Below are 16360 nucleotides of genomic sequence, written 5' to 3'. Positions count from 1 at the left end.
ATAATTTTTTACTTCGTAGCTACAGGGTTCATGGATTGATACAAGCCTTTATAGAAAGCTTCCTTATTTAGCAAATACAACAATGTAGCTGAAATAATACGAAACTGGTTAATATCAAAAAACTCGCTTTGCCCTTCAAACGCGTAGTCAAATACCTTTTGAAAAGGTTGATTTACATTAGCACGTAAAAAAATCTTGTATCTTATAAAACCGGCTACAGGGGCGTTTGTCACCGTTTTCTGCATTTCCGCCTCCGTTTTTGGTTTATCCTTGATGGCCAGGTTGGTATAAGCCTTTCGAATAACAGATTGAAGTGATGTGCCCAGATAGGTTTTACCGCCGGCTTTTACTTCCATGGAAGAATCTGACAATAAATAAGCGGTTGTTTTCAGCATAAACAGGTTCTTGTAAGCGCCATTGTGGGTGGTCATTCTTTGCCCGGTTTCAATAGATAACTGTTCGCTATTACAATCCCTGCTACCGGAAACAAAATTTCCCACCCGCTCATCTCCGCCATCGCCATGTCCCAGCAAATGGCACCATTCCTGCGTGATCTCTCCCGGTTCATCTGTGTCTCTAACGGATTTAATAAGCTGCCAGGAATTAACAGCTTCAGTACTATATTCAGTTACGCTGTTAAAAAAAGTTGTTGCGCTAAGATTGTTATTGGAAAGAGCTACACTATTCTTATAGAATGGATAGATACTTGCCATTACCGCCCCTGCTGCTGCTCGCATTTTTTTATTGGCCTTTAAATAATTGCCTTTATTCTTAATGGTATTGCTTTTTTTCTTGAAAGCAACAAATGCTGCATATACAGCAGGCATCTGAAGGGGCACCGGCAAACTTACATTTTCAAATCCGCCATCACTACTCTTCACTATTTTATAGTATTCAGATCCCGGGTCTTCGCCGGCAGGAAGCATTGCCCTTCTGTAGTAAAAAAATTGAAAGTTGGTAAGCCGGTCACTATTCACCACATTAACTGTTCTTCCCGCAACCGGTACATAAGGCATGTTACAAAGGTAATAGCGGAAAACTGATTTATTAGGGAGCGTCAAATTGAAATATCTGCCATTGGCAGTTGGTTTAAGCCCACGGCACCATCTCTCCAGGGAATTGCCCGGTAAAGCGGTCCCTTTTTTTTCAATACCTATATAAGTAGCCAGATGGAAATCGTTGAATGTAAATGCTGCGTTCTGGAGCACCACTCTTGCTTCTGTGATAAGCTTATTTATGTTACCGGCAAAATACCACAAATAATTTTCCTTTGCTGGCTGTTCACATCTGCCGATAGATCCGCCCCCGCCCGTTTCCACGGGATTAATCAAGTGTGTTACCAGGGTTTTGTCCGTATCATTATAAACATAAAAAGGCTGATAGGTTCTTTGAAAATTAATGATCATCCCAATACCCTCTCTTCCCATTTGGGTATTGGTGCGGAACTGGGAATACATCCATAATTTTAATTGCATGTATCCGACGTCTTTCCCCGTTTCCAGCCCGGTGTAGGTGACCTGATTATTTACACCAAATAATTGTGGGAATGCAGGCGAATCGAAAGGAATAACATTCTTATCTGCACCATATAAATATATATTATCCTGCGTATTATAAAACGAGATTTTATCGCTCCCCTGTTCATTAAGCGGAATGTCTATTGTATTATCCTGGCAATACATGTAATCGTCGCCCGGAAAATTAGCCCCCGTCACTTTTCCCACATATGTTTTCAGCCCAAAGAAAGAATACAGGTTAAAAACATAGTTGGTATTTTGGTTATTTTTGGTATAAACACACTCCACGCTGATGCTATCCAACATTGTAGCCAGTAACTCATAAAGCACGCTAATATTTGCTTTCGTTTCTTCCGCAACAAAGGTATTAAAGTTATCCATGGATATTCTCGACAGCTTGTTGTAATACGTACTGTCGAAAACAACTTGCTGGAAATCATCAACTGCCGGTATGATAACTTCTGATATTTTGTCTAAAAAATAAAGATCCTTGTTAGTGAACAGATCTGCCGGTATTGTTCCCTGACCGGCATTCGGACATGCCATTGCTATCAATTTTTCCTTGACTTCCCCGAGATTTTCCGTATAGGTTTTAAAATAGCTTTCTTTAGGCCTGGCCAATAATCCTATTTTAAGCCGCAATTTATCAATACGGGCTTTGTCATTACGTCTCTTTTTAGCACGCCCCATCATCCGGTCCATAAGACATCCTATAAAGCCCAGCTTAAGTCCCTTATTTATGTTGGCCGCGTTTAAAAAAACTGGAAGCACATCTCTGATAGCGTCGTCCCTTAACCTAAACAGACTCATAAAATTACCAGCAGGGACATATAGTTTTCTAAGTGTGTCAGCCACTGCAATCACAGAAGCGGGCGTAGGCAAAGGCAAGTCTTTACCTGCCAGTCCGATCACCAGCCGCTCGAAATTATCTCCTCCAAAAACGGAGGTAATGATCACCTTTGTAGCCGGCTTCTTAAGGAAAATAAGAAAATCGTCGAGTACCGTCTTTTTACCATCAATCCACCTTAGTTTGGCCTGCTCAGTAAGGGCAAAATTTATTGATTTACAAGGTATTGTACCTACTATCTTCAAGTCGCCTATCTCAGTATCTATAAACTCATAATTCGCGGCATTCTTAATCAAAAAATCACAAATCAACAGGTACAATTGATAGCTGGAGTTGAAAGGATGCTGACGCAGGTATGTTTCCAGATCAGCCCTGGGATTTTTACCGGCTGTTACATCGGCACCAAAGTCCATGTCTATTTTGAAGGTCAGTTTGCAGCTCATTGGGGATGTAGCTTTATTTAGATTTTAAGCGAGTGTATAGGATTATCTGTTACGTTAAAATAGGTATGTTATCTGGAAGACTAAACCCGGCGATTCTCTTCACTTCTAATTTTGGATTGAGATAATTGTCATTCACAACAATCTTCGGTGTATATTGTTCATGGAATACTGCGTATCTAACATCTTCACATAACGGATATCTTACTTTTCACAATAGGGACAAACTTACTTGGGCAGATATACAGATGAACGATCAACCTGGATTTTCGCTGTTAACTATATTAAAGACTTACTTTTCTGCAAAATACAAACAATGCCTACAATTCTTAACACGTAAGTATACTCATTTTTTGCGTATATCTACGTTAATGGAGTTCTTGCTACCATATCCCATCCTGGATGGTTTATTAAGGGTATAATTAGAAAATAAAGTGGAAACTCAGCTTGGGTTGCTACTATCCGGTACATAGAAAAGTAAAAGCAAAGCTACAAACTACTTAACGTATTCTGCGGCTTTGCTCTTCTACTCTCTTAACAGATAAAGATAGTCGACGTTTTAAAACATCAAACTATTAGTATCTGGGTCTAAATCCAGGCCTTGGGCCGGATCTGGAGAAACGATTATTTTCTGGTCTTTCAGGTTTTGGACGAGCCTCATACACTACTATTGTCTGGCCACCAACTACTGAATTATTCAATTCCTTAATTGCCTGTACTGCATTGGAATCGTCTGGCATTTCAACGAATGCAAAGCCTTTAGAACGGCCACTGTACTTATCATACGCCACATTAATACTATATACAACTCCAAATGGGTCAAATAAAGACCATATCTCATCTTCGGTTGTTCTGTCACTTATGTTACCTACAAAAATATTCACAAATATAATTTTAATTAAATATGCATACTCCTGAAAAACAAGGACTAAGGAAGAAAAAGAAGCCCAAACTAAATCAGAAGAAGCTAAATGCAATCGTGCTAAAGGTAGCGCAAAAAATTGGGTATTACAGGAATTAATTTATGGGGATATTACAAGTGCGCTAAAAGTTAGCTCCTGCAACGCTAACGCTCTGTAAACTAAAAATGGTTGTTGGCCATTAGCTAACAACCATTTTTAGTTTATATGCAGAGAATAAAAGAGTGCGGTTTAAATATTTTCACCAACTCTCCATATCCCTTAATATATGAGTATCCGGAACTTCTTCAAGAATAGAGCTACCAACGCTGCCGCTGAATCATTTAATGCGAAGATAAAGTCCTTTAGAAACGCTCTTCGGGGCGTACGGGACGTGGAATTTTTTCTTATTAGATTATATAACTAATCCACCAAGTTTTAAACTTGATCCATCCTTTGCCTTGCCAGTAAAGGATCTGGAAGGACCCAAAAAAGGAAAAGATCGGAAGAAATTCCGATCTTTCCTTTTAGTGCCCAGAACTGGATTCGAACCAGCACACCCTTGCAGGCGCTGCGACCTGAACACAGTGCGTCTACCAATTTCGCCATCTGGGCAACTGATATCGTGTCAGGGGTTGCAAAGATAAGCAGCGATTTCTTTTTTCCAAAAATTTCCGGTGAAATATTTTTTCAGTCACGCGGTACTATAAACAATCTATGGCAGGAGTTGTTAATCCAGGTAATAACTATGCTGATTATGATTTCCATCCTTATCATATGATTACGTATATTAATGACCGTATGAACCGGGGAAAAAATAACGGAAACGGTTAAACGTAGTATCCGCCGCACCCTTCCGGTAGTCAGCGAAAGAGATGTGTTAGGCGCGCTGGGTGCAAAGGAATTTTCACTGTACCCCGGGAAACTGCTGTCGGAACTGATAGCGCCTGTCTCCTACGCAAACGCTTGCGCAATAAAACCGTAGTATTTTCGCCACCCACAGCTTATCTTGACGCAAAAACACGTTATAATGAGAGCTGCTTTCTTTTTTGTTGCTACGCTGCTGTATAGCCTGGCAACGACAGCCCAATCGCGGCGTCAGCCCAATATCATCTTCATTTATGCGGACGACCTGGGTTACGCGGAAACAGGCCCCTACGGGCAGCAAAAAATAAAAACACCTCACCTCGATCGTTTATCAGCCGAAGGCATCCACTTCAACCAGTTTTATACCAGCACACCGGTATGCGCACCAGCGCGGTGTATGCTGCTCACCGGCCGCCATGGCGGGCATTCCTACATACGCGGCAACTATGAAATGGGCGGTTTTGCCGACTCACTCGAAGGGGGACAAATGCCGCTGCCGGAAGGTACCATTACCATTGGCCATATGCTCCAACAAGCCGGCTACACCACCGCCGCTATCGGCAAATGGGGCCTCGGTATGCCCTTTACCACCGGCGATCCGAATAAACAGGGCTTTAATTATTTCTATGGATACCTCGACCAGAAACAGGCCCATAACTACTACCCTACCCATCTCTGGGAAAACGGGAAAGCCGACAGCCTGCATAATACCTTTATCGACGTACACCGGCATGTAGACCCACAAACCGCTACCGACCAGGATTTCGACTACTTTAAAGGAAAAGATTATGCGGTAGATGAGATGATGAAAAAAGCCACACAGTTTATCAGCAGTCATCGCAACGGGCCTTTTTTCCTGTATCTGCCCTACACCATCCCGCATGTGTCGCTACAGGTGCCCGATAGCGCCGTACAACACTATATCGGGCAGTTCGATGAAAAGCCTTACTATGGCCAGCAGGGATATGCGGCACATAAATATCCCCTATCGGCCTATGCAGCCATGATCACTTATCTCGATACGCAGGTGGGTATCATTATGCAGCTGGTAGCCAAATTGGGGCTGGACAACAATACCATCATCCTGTTTTCCAGCGATAATGGCACCACGTTTAATGGTGGGGTAAATCCGCAGTTTTTTAACAGCACCGGCGGTCTCAGGGGACTAAAAATGGACCTCTATGAAGGAGGTATCCGCGAACCACTCATTGCCCGTTGGCCTGGTAAAATACCGGCTGGCAAAACTTCCGGGCTGCCGGGTGTGCAATACGATATGATGGCTACCCTGGCGGAAATTGCCGGCGTTAAGGCGCCTGCAAATGATGGCATCTCCCTGTTACCGGAAATGACGGGAAAACATACCCGGCAAGCCAACAGGAAATATATCTACTTCGAATACCCGGAAAAAGGCGGGGCTATTGCTATTCGCATGGGTCCGTGGAAAGGCATTAAAAATGGCCTGAAGAAAAATCCCGGCGCCAATTGGGAACTGTACGACCTCAGTAAAGATAAAGCAGAAGAACACGATGTGGCCGGCGCTCACGCCGATCTGATAAAAGAATTTGACGCCATCGTGAAAAAAGAGCACCGGAATACCCACCTCAATGAATGGGAATTTATCAACTCGAAAATGAACGCAGCCAAATAATCATTGTATTTCATGGGGAGATGGATAAATACCCATCTCCCCGTAAAATAGGATCCTCGTTACTTACTCTCCCACTTAAACCACTTCACACCCAATACAATAAATACGGCAGCATATCCTGCCGATGCCAGCAACGCATAAGTGTTTTCTATTGTCCAGGTAGCCGGCGCCAGGCTGGAAGCCAATACCCTCCTCACCACACCATAGGGCGACCATACCACTACCTTTCCCAATATCTCGCCCAGCATACCAAACTCGCCAAACATACCGATCATGATAAACACGAAATATACCAGGCGGGTGGTAGAATTAACCGTATCCGGATTTTTAATACGTCCTACAATAGCCTGTCCCATGCCGAGGTACACGGCTCCTCCCAACATGGCCAGCAGCAATCCGGCTACATACCCGGCAGGGGACAGTTGTATATGATCTACGAAATAACCACCAATAAATATCAATATCGTCATGAGCAGGATCATGGCCACTTGTACCAGCAAGCGACTGGTCATAATAGTCCATGCCGATACCGGGCCTACCCTTAACCGCTGGAAAACGCCCCGGTCACGGTCCCGCGCAATGGAGTTGGTATAGCCCATCAGCCCTATACTGGTAAGACCAATAGTGATACAGGAAGAAAGTACAAATACGCCGCCCAGCTTATCTACCAGGCCTTTCCAGGAAAACAGGATAATCAGCGGCAGCAGTAATACCAACCGCAAAGAACGACGGTTGCGCCAAAGGATGGTAAAATCGGCTCTCAGCAAAGCTGCCAGCACCGCGCTATTTTTAGGTATGCTTGTTTCCAACATAACAGGTATATTTTTAAGAACGTACAGCCGTTCCCGTTAAGCCAATAAAAACATCTTCCAGGGTTACTTTCCCTTTCCTCACCGCTTTCAACACTTCCGGATCGTGCCGGTGCTTGTCTATCAGCGCTTCCGGCGTATCGATGGCAATAATCCGCCCGTGATCAATGATAGCGATCCGGTCGCAAACGGCTTCGGCTTCTTCCATGGAATGGGTAGTGAGTAATACGGCATGCCCGTTGTTGCGGAAGTGTTCCATCCGCTCCCATAGCTGCCGCCGCGACTGCGGGTCGAGCCCTGTGGTGGGTTCATCCAGCAGCACCAGCTGGGGATTATGTATGGTGGAAATGATCAGGGATACCCGTTGTTGTTGTCCGCCCGATAGCTCGGCTATCTTCTTGCCGGCGGCAGCTTCCAGGTCGATCGCGGCCAGCTTTTCCTTTACAGCCGCGTCATCCAGGTTAACGCCGTAGATGCTGGCAAAGAGGCGGATAATTTCTGCGATGGTTAGCTCCGGCTGAAAACTGGTAGCCTGTAATTGCACCCCCATGTTAGCGCGGGCATGCAAGGGCTTTTGCCGGGTGTCATAGCCGGCCACGGTAATGGTGCCTGTATCGGGTTTTAGCAGGCCTTCCACCGCACTGAGGGTGCTGGTTTTACCGGCGCCGTTGGGCCCCAGTAAGCCGAAAATTTCGCCGCCATATACGCTGAAAGATACCTCTCTTACCGCCTGGAAAGCGCCATAGCTGACATTGAGGTGCTGCACATCCAGGATAGGCGATGCGCTAGCGGGTGATTGTTCATTCATTGGAAGCGGGTTTAAACGCCCATCGAAAGTACAACAATCACCTTTTTGCCAAGGGCTAAAAAGGCAAAGACCGCCGAAATACCGGTAAATGGCGGCATCACGGCGGTGAAAACTGTCACGCAAAGGGACAAAGAAGCAAAGTAGCAAAGAGGTAAGGAAATACAAGGTCTTTGCTCCTTTGCTTCTCTGCTGCTTTGCGAGCACTTACAACGACACCAGTTGCCGGCGCAGCGCTTCCAGCACCATGCCGGTACGGCTTTGCACATTCAGTTTATTGAACAATATTTCCCGGTATCCATCTACCGTCCTTTCGGTAACGTTCATTTTAGCGGCAATCGCTTTATAGGTAAGATCGCTACAGGCCAGGGTCAGGAACTCATGTTCCCGCTCAGTGAGGGTTTGCTTTTGTTCGGATTGGAGCAGCAGCCGGCGGTAGTTTACGTTGGCCGCATCATTGTAATAGGTGCCGGTGCTGTATATTTCCCGTAGCGCTTTTTCCAGTTCCGTGGGATGGATATCTTTCAGGAGATAAGCACAGCAACCTGCTTTCAGCATTTCAACAATGGTAGCGTCGTTATCTTTCATGGACAGGGCAATCACCTTTACGCCGGGGTATAGCTTTAAAACGGCTTCTGTGGTTTTAGCACCATCCATTACCGGCATATTTACATCCAGTAACAGCATATCAGGAGGGGTGGGCAATAATTGTAATTTGTCCAGCATTTCTTTTCCGTTCATTGCTTCCGCTACAATCTGGAAGCCTTCAAAACCACCAATTAGTAAACTAAGTGATTTGAGGAAGAGTTGGTGGTCATCTGCAATGCCAATATGGATCTTCATAGATTAAAATTATTCTAACGGTAATGTAATTAAAACAGCCGTGCCTCCGGATGTAGTCACTTCCCAACGGATATCCCCGCCCAGCAGCCTGGTACGGTGCTGCATATTACGGATCCCCATGCCGATGGAAGCCATGCCGGCCTTATCAAACCCGGCGCCATCATCAGCAATAATAACGATCAGCTCACTGGCATCTTTCCGGATACTGATATCAATCACCTGTGGTCGGGCATGTTTGATACAGTTTTGAATAGCTTCCTGGATAATACGAAACAGGATGATCTGTGGTTCCGCCTGTAGCGGTAATACCATCACTTCATGGGTAAACTTTACTGCAATGGCCCTGCTGGAATTAATCCGGTCTACTTCTGCTTTCAGGTTATCTATCATACTGAACTGGTCGAGCCATTGGCGGCTGAATGATTTTGACAGCGCCCGAAGATGCTGAATGGCTAACACCAATGTATCTTCCGCTGCCTGCAAAGTATCGGGAATAGCCTCCATACTCCGTTGGGTTACATTAATCAGGAGTTTGGTGCTGCTCAGTAACTGGCCTATATCATCATGCAGTTCCTGCCCCAGGTGGGCAAAAGCTTCTTCCTGCATTTCAATCTGGGACCACATAAGCTGTTTGTCGTAATCTTCTTTCATAAGCTTCAGCTGGTGTAAATAAGCATCCTGCTTTTTCTTATAACTAATCACTGCAGATACTACCACCAGTCCCATGATGGTAACCAACAATGAAATAAAAACCACTGCTACAAAGAGATCCTGTTTGACCGGAAGCATACGATGCCTTTTATCAGCATAATATACAACAGGTAATTGGATAATGAGTTCAAAACCGCGAAAAAGTGCCGGGCCCTGTTGGTGTCATTCTCCAGCAAAAGGTTATAGAAAGCATTTACACTTACCGAAGCGGCGAAGTAAATAAAAAAAGCAAGGGTTAACCAAAAAATCGGGTGCTGAAATATAGACGCTTCACTATCCGGGGTTATTGAAAAAAAGGATAAAAGGCACCAGCAGATGACCAAAAAGCTTTCTATCGTGATGTTAATGCCGGGAAAGGCTTGCCATCCTCCCAATACAAAGCTGTAAAACAGGGAAACTATACTGAATACAAAAATAGACACACCCATTAATAGTCTCCAGCGATAGTCCCTGATCCCTGATCGAAGAATAATTGTTATCAGACTATATTCCAGCACCACAAAGAAATGGTATACTATAAAAAAGCCTAACCCCTTTGTACCAATCAACTCCACGATCACTTCCGTGATAATGGATACTGCCAGCAATACTGTCAATATCTTTACTTCCCGGTATTCCAGGTGAAACAAACTGATAATAAAACAGGCTACCAGCAGTACATAATAAGCATATACCCATCCGTTCATTGGCACAAAGGTTTAGATTCAATGTTGATATTAAAGTATCGTACCCAGGTCAACTGTCGCAAGTGGGGACCCTTGCGCCCTGAGTAAATCGAACAACTCTTTCAACGGTGGCGGATAGGGCGCGCCGTTGCCTCTTTCTTCAATCTTAGGATCAATGGCATCATGCACCATCGTATTAGTCGTGGCTTTTGCCAGCAATTGCGCATATCCCACCTGGTCCTGGCTCAGCGTAAGCCCCTCTGCTACCAGGCTGATCTTGTTGTTAGCTTCCGGAATAGCAAAATGGAAACGGACAAACTCGCAACCTTCCTGGCTCAGGATACGCAGCAACGATGCTTTACTGAAATCTACGAAGAAAGTACCGTTAAAAAATTGAAGTAACTCAGGATGTGCTATCAACTGCTTGTAGAAGTTGTTCAGCATCCCGAAATAAGCCGCTACGGTTATTGGCATTCCAAAGGTTTGTACCGCATCGGTAAATGGCATCCGGTAATCCAGTTGCTCGGTAGTGGGATTCAGGTGGCCCTGGTCATCACAACCATAGCCTGCAAAGGACATTTGATCACTCATAGTAGGTCAGTTTAATGGAAACAAATATTTAACTTTTCAGCCATGCTTAATACCGGGAAAATACCCGGTAAGCTAAAAATCAGTCGTTTCCACCAACCGCCTATAATTTTAACAGCCCTACCCGGTGCAATCCGTTCACCGGCTTATTATCCCAGAACAGCTCAAAATCCTCCAGTCCCGCCGCTTCATAGCTGTCCTTCACTTCCTGGAGGGTATGCGTTTTTGGATTAGATACCGCCAGCTGTTGCAGCATGCCCGCTAACCAGGTCCCTTGCTCTGGTTGCACGCTGATATTTATCTTCTCCCTTTTACCCTGGAAGGTAAAGGAAGACATCTCCCAGGTACTTCCCTTCTTTGATTTGGTAATGATTTCCATAGCCGGCTGCTTGCCAAGGTATACCACTTTCGAAGTAGGCTTGATCACCCCTGCCTCCTCTTCCAATAAGGCTTTCACGATAAAATCGGGCGCCACGGAGGTCTTGGGCACTTTAAACTCAAACCATTTCGACAAAGGATAGTCCAGGCAGGCCCCATGCATATAATTCAATAACGACTTCTTCAGGCCATAGCTGAAGCTTTCATGGTCGGCACCTGTAGGGTCGATATGCAGGATATCGTTGTTGGCAAAGGCTCCTATAGCGTTTGTTTCTTTTTCCACCTTAAATTTTGCAGGCTCCAGTCCTACCGGGCTATGGGCCGTCATGGTAAACTGGTGCCAGAAGGCCGATTGTAGTATACCTGCGGCAAACATCTGCCGCACCATTTCCAGGGCATCAATGGTTTCCTGGGCGGTTTGTGTGGGAAAACCATACATCAGGTAAGCATGCACCATGATGCCGGCTTCGGTGAAATGGCGGTTTACACGGGCCACCTGGGCTACGGTAATGCCTTTCTGTATGAGTCCCAGCAAACGGTCGGAGGCCACCTCCAACCCACCGGAAACGGCAATACAACCGGATGCTTTTAATAGCAGGCACAGGTCGCGGGTAAAGCTCTTCTCAAATCGGATATTGGTCCACCAACTCACGGTGAGCTTACGGCGGATGATTTCCAGCGCCAGCGCCCGCATCAGTGCCGGTGGCGCAGCTTCATCTACAAAGTGGAAGCCATTCTGCCCGGTTTGTGCAATGATTTCTTCCATACGGTCGCACAGCAGCGACGCCGTAATGGGCTCATAAATTTTTATATAGTCCAGCGAAATATCGCAGAACGTACACTTTCCCCAGTAGCAGCCATGCGCCATAGTGAGCTTATTCCAGCGCCCATCGCTCCAGAGACTGTGCATGGGGTTCACCACTTCGATAGCAGAAATATATTGATCCAGCAGCAGGTCGGTATAATCCGGGGTACCCAGCTGCGATTGCTTGTAGTCATGCGTCGCCTTATCGTTTACATAAGTCACCTGGTTATTGGCCAGTAGGAAGGTACGTTTCAGTTCCGCGGCGGTTTTCTGCCCTTCCAGGAACTGCAGGAGGTTTTCCAGCGGAGCCTCTCCATCATCCAGGGTGATGAAATCCACAAATTCAAATACCCGGGCATCTGCCAGTGAACGCAGTTCTGTATTGGGAAAACCGCCTCCCATGGCTACTTTCACGTCCGGGTAATGTTGTTTAATCCATTGCCCGCAGCGCAACCCGGCATAGAGGTTCCCGGGAAAAGGCACAGAAATAGCCACCATGACCGGTTGTACCCGCTCCATATGCGCAGCGAATATTGCTGTTAAAACCTGGTCGATATAGGTATACTCCGCCTGTAGGGCATCGTAGAGTTCATCAAAGCTGTTGGCAGAGCGGCTTAAGCGTTCTGCATAACGACTAAATCCGAAATGCGGGTCTACACATTCCATGATCAGGTCCGACAAATCTTCCAGGTACATGGTGGCCAGGTGCTTGGCCCGGTCTTGCGTGCCCATGGAACCAAACGCCCAGTTCAGGTCATCCAGCTGTGCAAAGCGGGACGCCTCCGGCAAATAATCCCGTTTACAGATGAGATGTGCCAACGTAGGATTCTTTCCCTGTAAGAATAAAATTACCGCATCTACTGTGTCTATATAATCTTCCTGTAATACCAGTATCCGGGCGATGTTCTCCGTTATTTCCTGCGGCGGATGCGCGGCAATATGCGCAAACAGCTGCTGCAATCCCTCTTTGGAGAATAAACGCAAGGTTACCTCAATACCCAGGTCAGCCTGGAAGGATGCAATATTTTTGGTATTCAAAAATCCTTTCAGGTAAGCAGTGGCCGGATATGGCGTGTTCAACTGGGTAAATGGCGGCGTTATTAAAAAAACAGTACTACTCAAGTCGGGAATTGTTTAAGGCGCAAAAATACCTTTTTTTGGGCAGAAAGCTTTATCCTTTGAGCTTTTCATAATAGTCTACCAAATTAATAGACTTTTATTTGGAAATAACAAAAGTCCCTTTTATCTTTGCTTTACCACCACTGATAAAAGCCACCACTCCATCAGTTTTATTTACATCAACATTTAATCACCTTATTCTTTTTACTGCTGGATCGCCCCACCAGGACCGGCATCGGCATGTATTACTCAACCAACAATTATACAACCATGAAAACGCATCGGCAATTATTTTTCACCGGCCTGATGGTGGCAGGATTATTCGGCGGTTCTTCCTTCGCCGCTCCCAAAAAACCATTTGTAAAAGAAGGTATCTGGAGAGGCGTATTTACCCTCAGCGAATCACAGGTACCATTCAACTTTGAACTGAAAGGCAAAGATCCTGAACACGCTACCTTTTCACTGATCAACGGCAGCCGCCGCGACCATTTCCATGTAGAACGCCTGGGCAACGATTCCCTGTTCATTAAAATGAACACCTACGACGCTGCACTGGTAGCCCATATTGAATCCGACGGCAAAATCTCCGGCGAATACAGAAGCCTGGTACCCAACTTCCGGGGCAACGCCCTCCCCTTCACCGCCGAATACGGCCAGGAATACCGCTTTGCCAAACCAGGCACAGAAGCGGCGCCCAGCTTCGATATCAGCGGTAAATGGGACCTGAAAATATATAGCAAGGAACCTACCCCCAACCGTATTGGCCTGCTCAAACAAAATGGTAATAAACTCACCGGCGTAGTAATGTCGGTAGTAGGCGACAGCCGGGAACTGGAAGGCACCGTGCACGGCAACGAATTTGAACTGTCGGGCTTTACAGGTCCAAGTCCCATTTACATCAAAGGCACTATCAACGACGATAAATCGCTGACCGGTGAAATCAGCCTGGGCATCTATAACAACATCAAATTTGATGGAGAAAAAAATGCCGCCGCAGAACTGCCAGATCCCTACAAACTGACCTACCTGAAGGAAGGCTATAAAAAATTAGACTTTACCCTCCCCGATCTGCAGGGCCACAACGTATCCCTGAGCGATGAAAAGTATAAAGGCAAAGTGGTGATCGTGGAAATTATCGGCACCTGGTGTCCCAACTGTACCGACCAGACCTCTTTCTTATCTCCCTGGTTTAATAAAAATAAAGACCGCGGCGTAGAAGCCATCGCTATTGGCTTTGAACAGAAAGACGACCTGGAATATGCGAAGTACACCCTGGGTAAATTAAAAGAAAAATACAACATACAATATGATATTCTTTTTGGTGGCATTGCTGATAAGAAAGTGGCGTCAGAGAAGCTTCCGGCGCTCAACCGCATGATGGCATTCCCTACCACCATCATCATCGACCGTAAAGGCGAAGTAAGACAAATACATACCGGCTATACCGGCGAAGTTACCGGACAGTATTACCAGGACTACGTGGCCAAATGGAATCGTGACCTGGATGACCTGATCGCAGAAAAATAATTTTAACATTATTTTCCGGATCTCGTAACCGCTAATCCGTCTGTCCCGCTTAAATTGCACCAAACTAAACACACACTATATGCAACGATTAGCATCTCTGTTCTTTATTGGAGGATCCGTTTTCCTCATGTCCTTCACTACACCTGCTACTGTCAACAAAGGAGAAAAACCAACCAAAACTGCTACCGCCAGGAAGGCCGTTGTTTTCCAGGTAGACAGTAAAGAGAGTAAATTGAACTGGACAGGTAAAAAAGTGACCGGTCAACACCAGGGTACTATCAACATCGCAGATGGTAAACTGGACGTTGAAAATAATGTCCTGAAAGGAGGTAGTTTTTCACTGGATACCCGCAGCATTGCCGTAACCGACATCAAAGATGAAGGCAGCAACGCCAAACTGCTGGGACATCTGAAAAGCGAAGATTTCTTCTCTGTAGAAAAATTCCCTTCAGCCAGCTTCACCACCACCAGCGTTACTGCTAAAGGTGGCGGTAATTACGAAGTAAGCGGTAAGTTAACCATTAAAGGCATTACCAACCCGATCACCTTCCCCGCTACGGTAACCGTAGATGGCGGCAAGCTGACGGCCAAAGCAGCCATCAAAGTGGATCGTACCAAATACAACATTAAATACGGCTCTAAAAGCTTCTTTGAAGGCATCGGGGATAAAGCCATCTATGATGACTTCGACCTGGATGTAGTACTGGTAGCTAACGCCAAATAACGCATTCATTTTTTACTACCCCATTCAATAATTCCTGGGGAGCAGGAGCAATATCGCACCTGCTCCCGGGAATGCCAATCACCACCGCCCTTTTTACAGCCTCTTTACAGCCCGCAACATTTTTTTAATCAACCAGTTATTTCCGGCAACCTCCGTTGCTGACAGGCATTGCATGCCATCCTTAATTTTTACCACCATGAAGCTGAGAAAAATGATATTCATTTTAACGGGTATATCGTGCGCTGCCATCATCATGGCAGGATTCAATACCAGCACTCCCAGCGCCGATCCGCCCACCCGGGCGCAACTGGGCGAAAAATTATTCTTTGAAACACTGTTGTCGAAAGACCGCACCATCAGCTGCGCCTCATGCCATATCCCGCAATTTGGTTTTGCAGATACCATCGCCTTCAGCCATGGTATTCATCATACGCCCACCAAAAGGAATACGCCGGGCCTGACCAACCTCTCCGGCCGGCCCAATTTCTTCTGGGATGGCAGAGCCGCCACCCTGGAAGACCAGGCCCTGCAACCGATTATTAATCCCGATGAAATGGGATTGCCCATTGCAGAAGCTGTACAGCGGCTCAACGACAACGAAACCTACCTGCACTACTTCCAACAGGTATTTAACAGTGCGCCCAACAGTAAAAATATACTACAGGCATTAGCCGCCTTCGAACGTACGCTGGAAACGGCCAATAGTCCCTACGACCGCTATATTGCCGGGGATGACAACGCCCTAACGGCGCCGGCTATACGTGGTCGCCTTTTATTTATTGGCAAAGCCAACTGCAATAATTGTCATTCGGGAGAAGATTTTACGGCCGACCGCTTCAAAAACATCGGTCTCTATAACGGGACTACCCTCACCGATGCCGGCCGCTATGAAGTAACGAAAGACAGCAGCCATATGGGTTTCTTCAAAGTGCCCAGTCTGCGCAACGTAGCCGTTACCGCTCCGTATATGCATAACGGTATGTTCAAAACCCTGCGGGAAGTGATTGCCTATTACAACACGCCCAACGCAGTAGTCCCCGGCGGTATTCACCGCGACTTATCGCTCAACAAACCGCTGAACCTGACGCCCGAGGAAATGGACGACCTGGAAGCCTTCCTGGAAGCGCTCACAGACGATCGCTTTCGTATTGCCAGGCACTAACCATAA

General features: G+C 46.0%; 13 protein-coding genes, 1 tRNA gene and 1 pseudogene. 5 read left to right on the top strand and 10 right to left on the bottom strand.

The genetic code is table 11. The features are described from left to right. Positions 1-8: 8 nt before the first annotated feature. Together HGH91_RS01595 and HGH91_RS01590 are read right to left on the bottom strand one after the other, a co-directional pair. Complete coding sequence (locus HGH91_RS01595; protein ID WP_168736423.1) at positions 9-2807, bottom strand: hypothetical protein; 2799 nt, start codon at positions 2805-2807, stop codon at positions 9-11. Positions 2808-3379: 572 nt separating this feature from the next. Beyond that, entirely contained in the window at positions 3380-3688 is a 309-nt protein-coding gene (locus HGH91_RS01590; RefSeq protein WP_168736704.1) for an RNA recognition motif domain-containing protein, read from the bottom strand. A gap of 301 nt (positions 3689-3989) precedes the next feature. Here HGH91_RS01590 and HGH91_RS31470 point away from each other — a divergent pair. Further along, a pseudogene (locus HGH91_RS31470) lies at positions 3990-4130 on the top strand (transposase); the annotation flags it as partial. A gap of 104 nt (positions 4131-4234) precedes the next feature. Here HGH91_RS31470 and HGH91_RS01580 read toward each other — a convergent pair. Continuing rightward, positions 4235-4318: transfer RNA gene (locus HGH91_RS01580), tRNA-Leu, on the bottom strand. A gap of 415 nt (positions 4319-4733) precedes the next feature. Between HGH91_RS01580 and HGH91_RS01575 the strand changes: the two genes are divergently transcribed. Further along, positions 4734-6218 carry an arylsulfatase gene (locus tag HGH91_RS01575; RefSeq protein WP_168736702.1) on the top strand — a complete coding sequence of 495 codons (1485 nt, stop codon included), beginning with the start codon at positions 4734-4736 and terminating at the stop codon, positions 6216-6218. Positions 6219-6277: 59 nt separating this feature from the next. On the opposite strand, the gene HGH91_RS01570 is transcribed toward HGH91_RS01575, so the two are convergent. The 7 genes from HGH91_RS01570 to HGH91_RS01540 form a co-directional block, all read right to left on the bottom strand. Then, on the bottom strand, positions 6278-7030 hold the full coding sequence (locus HGH91_RS01570) for an ABC transporter permease (RefSeq protein ID WP_168736701.1): 753 nt from the start codon (positions 7028-7030) through the stop codon (positions 6278-6280). 13 nt (positions 7031-7043) lie between these two features. Further along, positions 7044-7835 carry an ABC transporter ATP-binding protein gene (locus tag HGH91_RS01565; RefSeq protein ID WP_168736700.1) on the bottom strand — a complete coding sequence of 264 codons (792 nt, stop codon included), beginning with the start codon at positions 7833-7835 and terminating at the stop codon, positions 7044-7046. Between the two features lie 204 nt (positions 7836-8039). Next, complete coding sequence (locus tag HGH91_RS01560) at positions 8040-8675, bottom strand: response regulator transcription factor (protein WP_168736699.1); 636 nt, start codon at positions 8673-8675, stop codon at positions 8040-8042. Positions 8676-8684: 9 nt separating this feature from the next. Continuing rightward, entirely contained in the window at positions 8685-9464 is a 780-nt protein-coding gene (locus HGH91_RS01555) for a sensor histidine kinase (RefSeq protein ID WP_168736698.1), read from the bottom strand. Then, a complete protein-coding gene (locus HGH91_RS01550) occupies positions 9434-10072 on the bottom strand; it encodes a hypothetical protein (protein WP_168736697.1) in 639 nt (212 codons plus the stop codon). Before HGH91_RS01550 ends, HGH91_RS01555 begins: the two co-directional genes overlap by 31 nt. Before the next feature lie 30 nt (positions 10073-10102). Next, positions 10103-10642, bottom strand: a complete 540-nt coding sequence (locus HGH91_RS01545) for a hypothetical protein (protein ID WP_168736696.1) — start codon at positions 10640-10642, stop codon at positions 10103-10105. 100 nt (positions 10643-10742) lie between these two features. After that, entirely contained in the window at positions 10743-12944 is a 2202-nt protein-coding gene (locus tag HGH91_RS01540; protein WP_168736695.1) for a B12-binding domain-containing radical SAM protein, read from the bottom strand. 267 nt (positions 12945-13211) lie between these two features. Between HGH91_RS01540 and HGH91_RS01535 the strand changes: the two genes are divergently transcribed. From HGH91_RS01535 to HGH91_RS01525, 3 genes are all read left to right on the top strand, one after another. Beyond that, positions 13212-14468 (top strand): peroxiredoxin family protein, encoded by a 1257-nt coding sequence (locus HGH91_RS01535; RefSeq protein WP_168736694.1) that lies wholly within the window; start codon positions 13212-13214, stop codon positions 14466-14468. A 79-nt stretch (positions 14469-14547) separates the two neighbouring features. After that, positions 14548-15192, top strand: a complete 645-nt coding sequence (locus HGH91_RS01530) for a YceI family protein (RefSeq protein WP_168736693.1) — start codon at positions 14548-14550, stop codon at positions 15190-15192. Positions 15193-15388: 196 nt separating this feature from the next. Further along, a complete protein-coding gene (locus HGH91_RS01525) occupies positions 15389-16354 on the top strand; it encodes a cytochrome-c peroxidase (protein WP_247651632.1) in 966 nt (321 codons plus the stop codon). Positions 16355-16360 lie beyond the last annotated feature (6 nt).

The sequence above is a fragment of the Chitinophaga eiseniae genome (assembly GCF_012641265.1).
Taxonomy (GTDB): Bacteria; Bacteroidota; Bacteroidia; order Chitinophagales; family Chitinophagaceae; genus Chitinophaga; species Chitinophaga eiseniae_A.
The sequence above is the reverse complement of the archived record's forward strand: the minus strand, read 5'-3'. Positions and strand labels throughout refer to the sequence as shown.

Coding starts and splice junctions, on each gene's coding strand:
- HGH91_RS01595 (WP_168736423.1), bottom strand. CDS start 2,807: ATGAGCTGCAAACTGACCTTCAAAATAGACATGGACTTTGGTGCCGAT.
- HGH91_RS01575 (WP_168736702.1), top strand. CDS start 4,734: ATGAGAGCTGCTTTCTTTTTTGTTGCTACGCTGCTGTATAGCCTGGCA.
- HGH91_RS01570 (WP_168736701.1), bottom strand. CDS start 7,030: ATGTTGGAAACAAGCATACCTAAAAATAGCGCGGTGCTGGCAGCTTTG.
- HGH91_RS01565 (WP_168736700.1), bottom strand. CDS start 7,835: ATGAATGAACAATCACCCGCTAGCGCATCGCCTATCCTGGATGTGCAG.
- HGH91_RS01560 (WP_168736699.1), bottom strand. CDS start 8,675: ATGAAGATCCATATTGGCATTGCAGATGACCACCAACTCTTCCTCAAA.
- HGH91_RS01555 (WP_168736698.1), bottom strand. CDS start 9,464: ATGCTTCCGGTCAAACAGGATCTCTTTGTAGCAGTGGTTTTTATTTCA.
- HGH91_RS01550 (WP_168736697.1), bottom strand. CDS start 10,072: ATGAACGGATGGGTATATGCTTATTATGTACTGCTGGTAGCCTGTTTT.
- HGH91_RS01545 (WP_168736696.1), bottom strand. CDS start 10,642: ATGAGTGATCAAATGTCCTTTGCAGGCTATGGTTGTGATGACCAGGGC.
- HGH91_RS01535 (WP_168736694.1), top strand. CDS start 13,212: ATGAAAACGCATCGGCAATTATTTTTCACCGGCCTGATGGTGGCAGGA.
- HGH91_RS01530 (WP_168736693.1), top strand. CDS start 14,548: ATGCAACGATTAGCATCTCTGTTCTTTATTGGAGGATCCGTTTTCCTC.
- HGH91_RS01525 (WP_247651632.1), top strand. CDS start 15,389: ATGAAGCTGAGAAAAATGATATTCATTTTAACGGGTATATCGTGCGCT.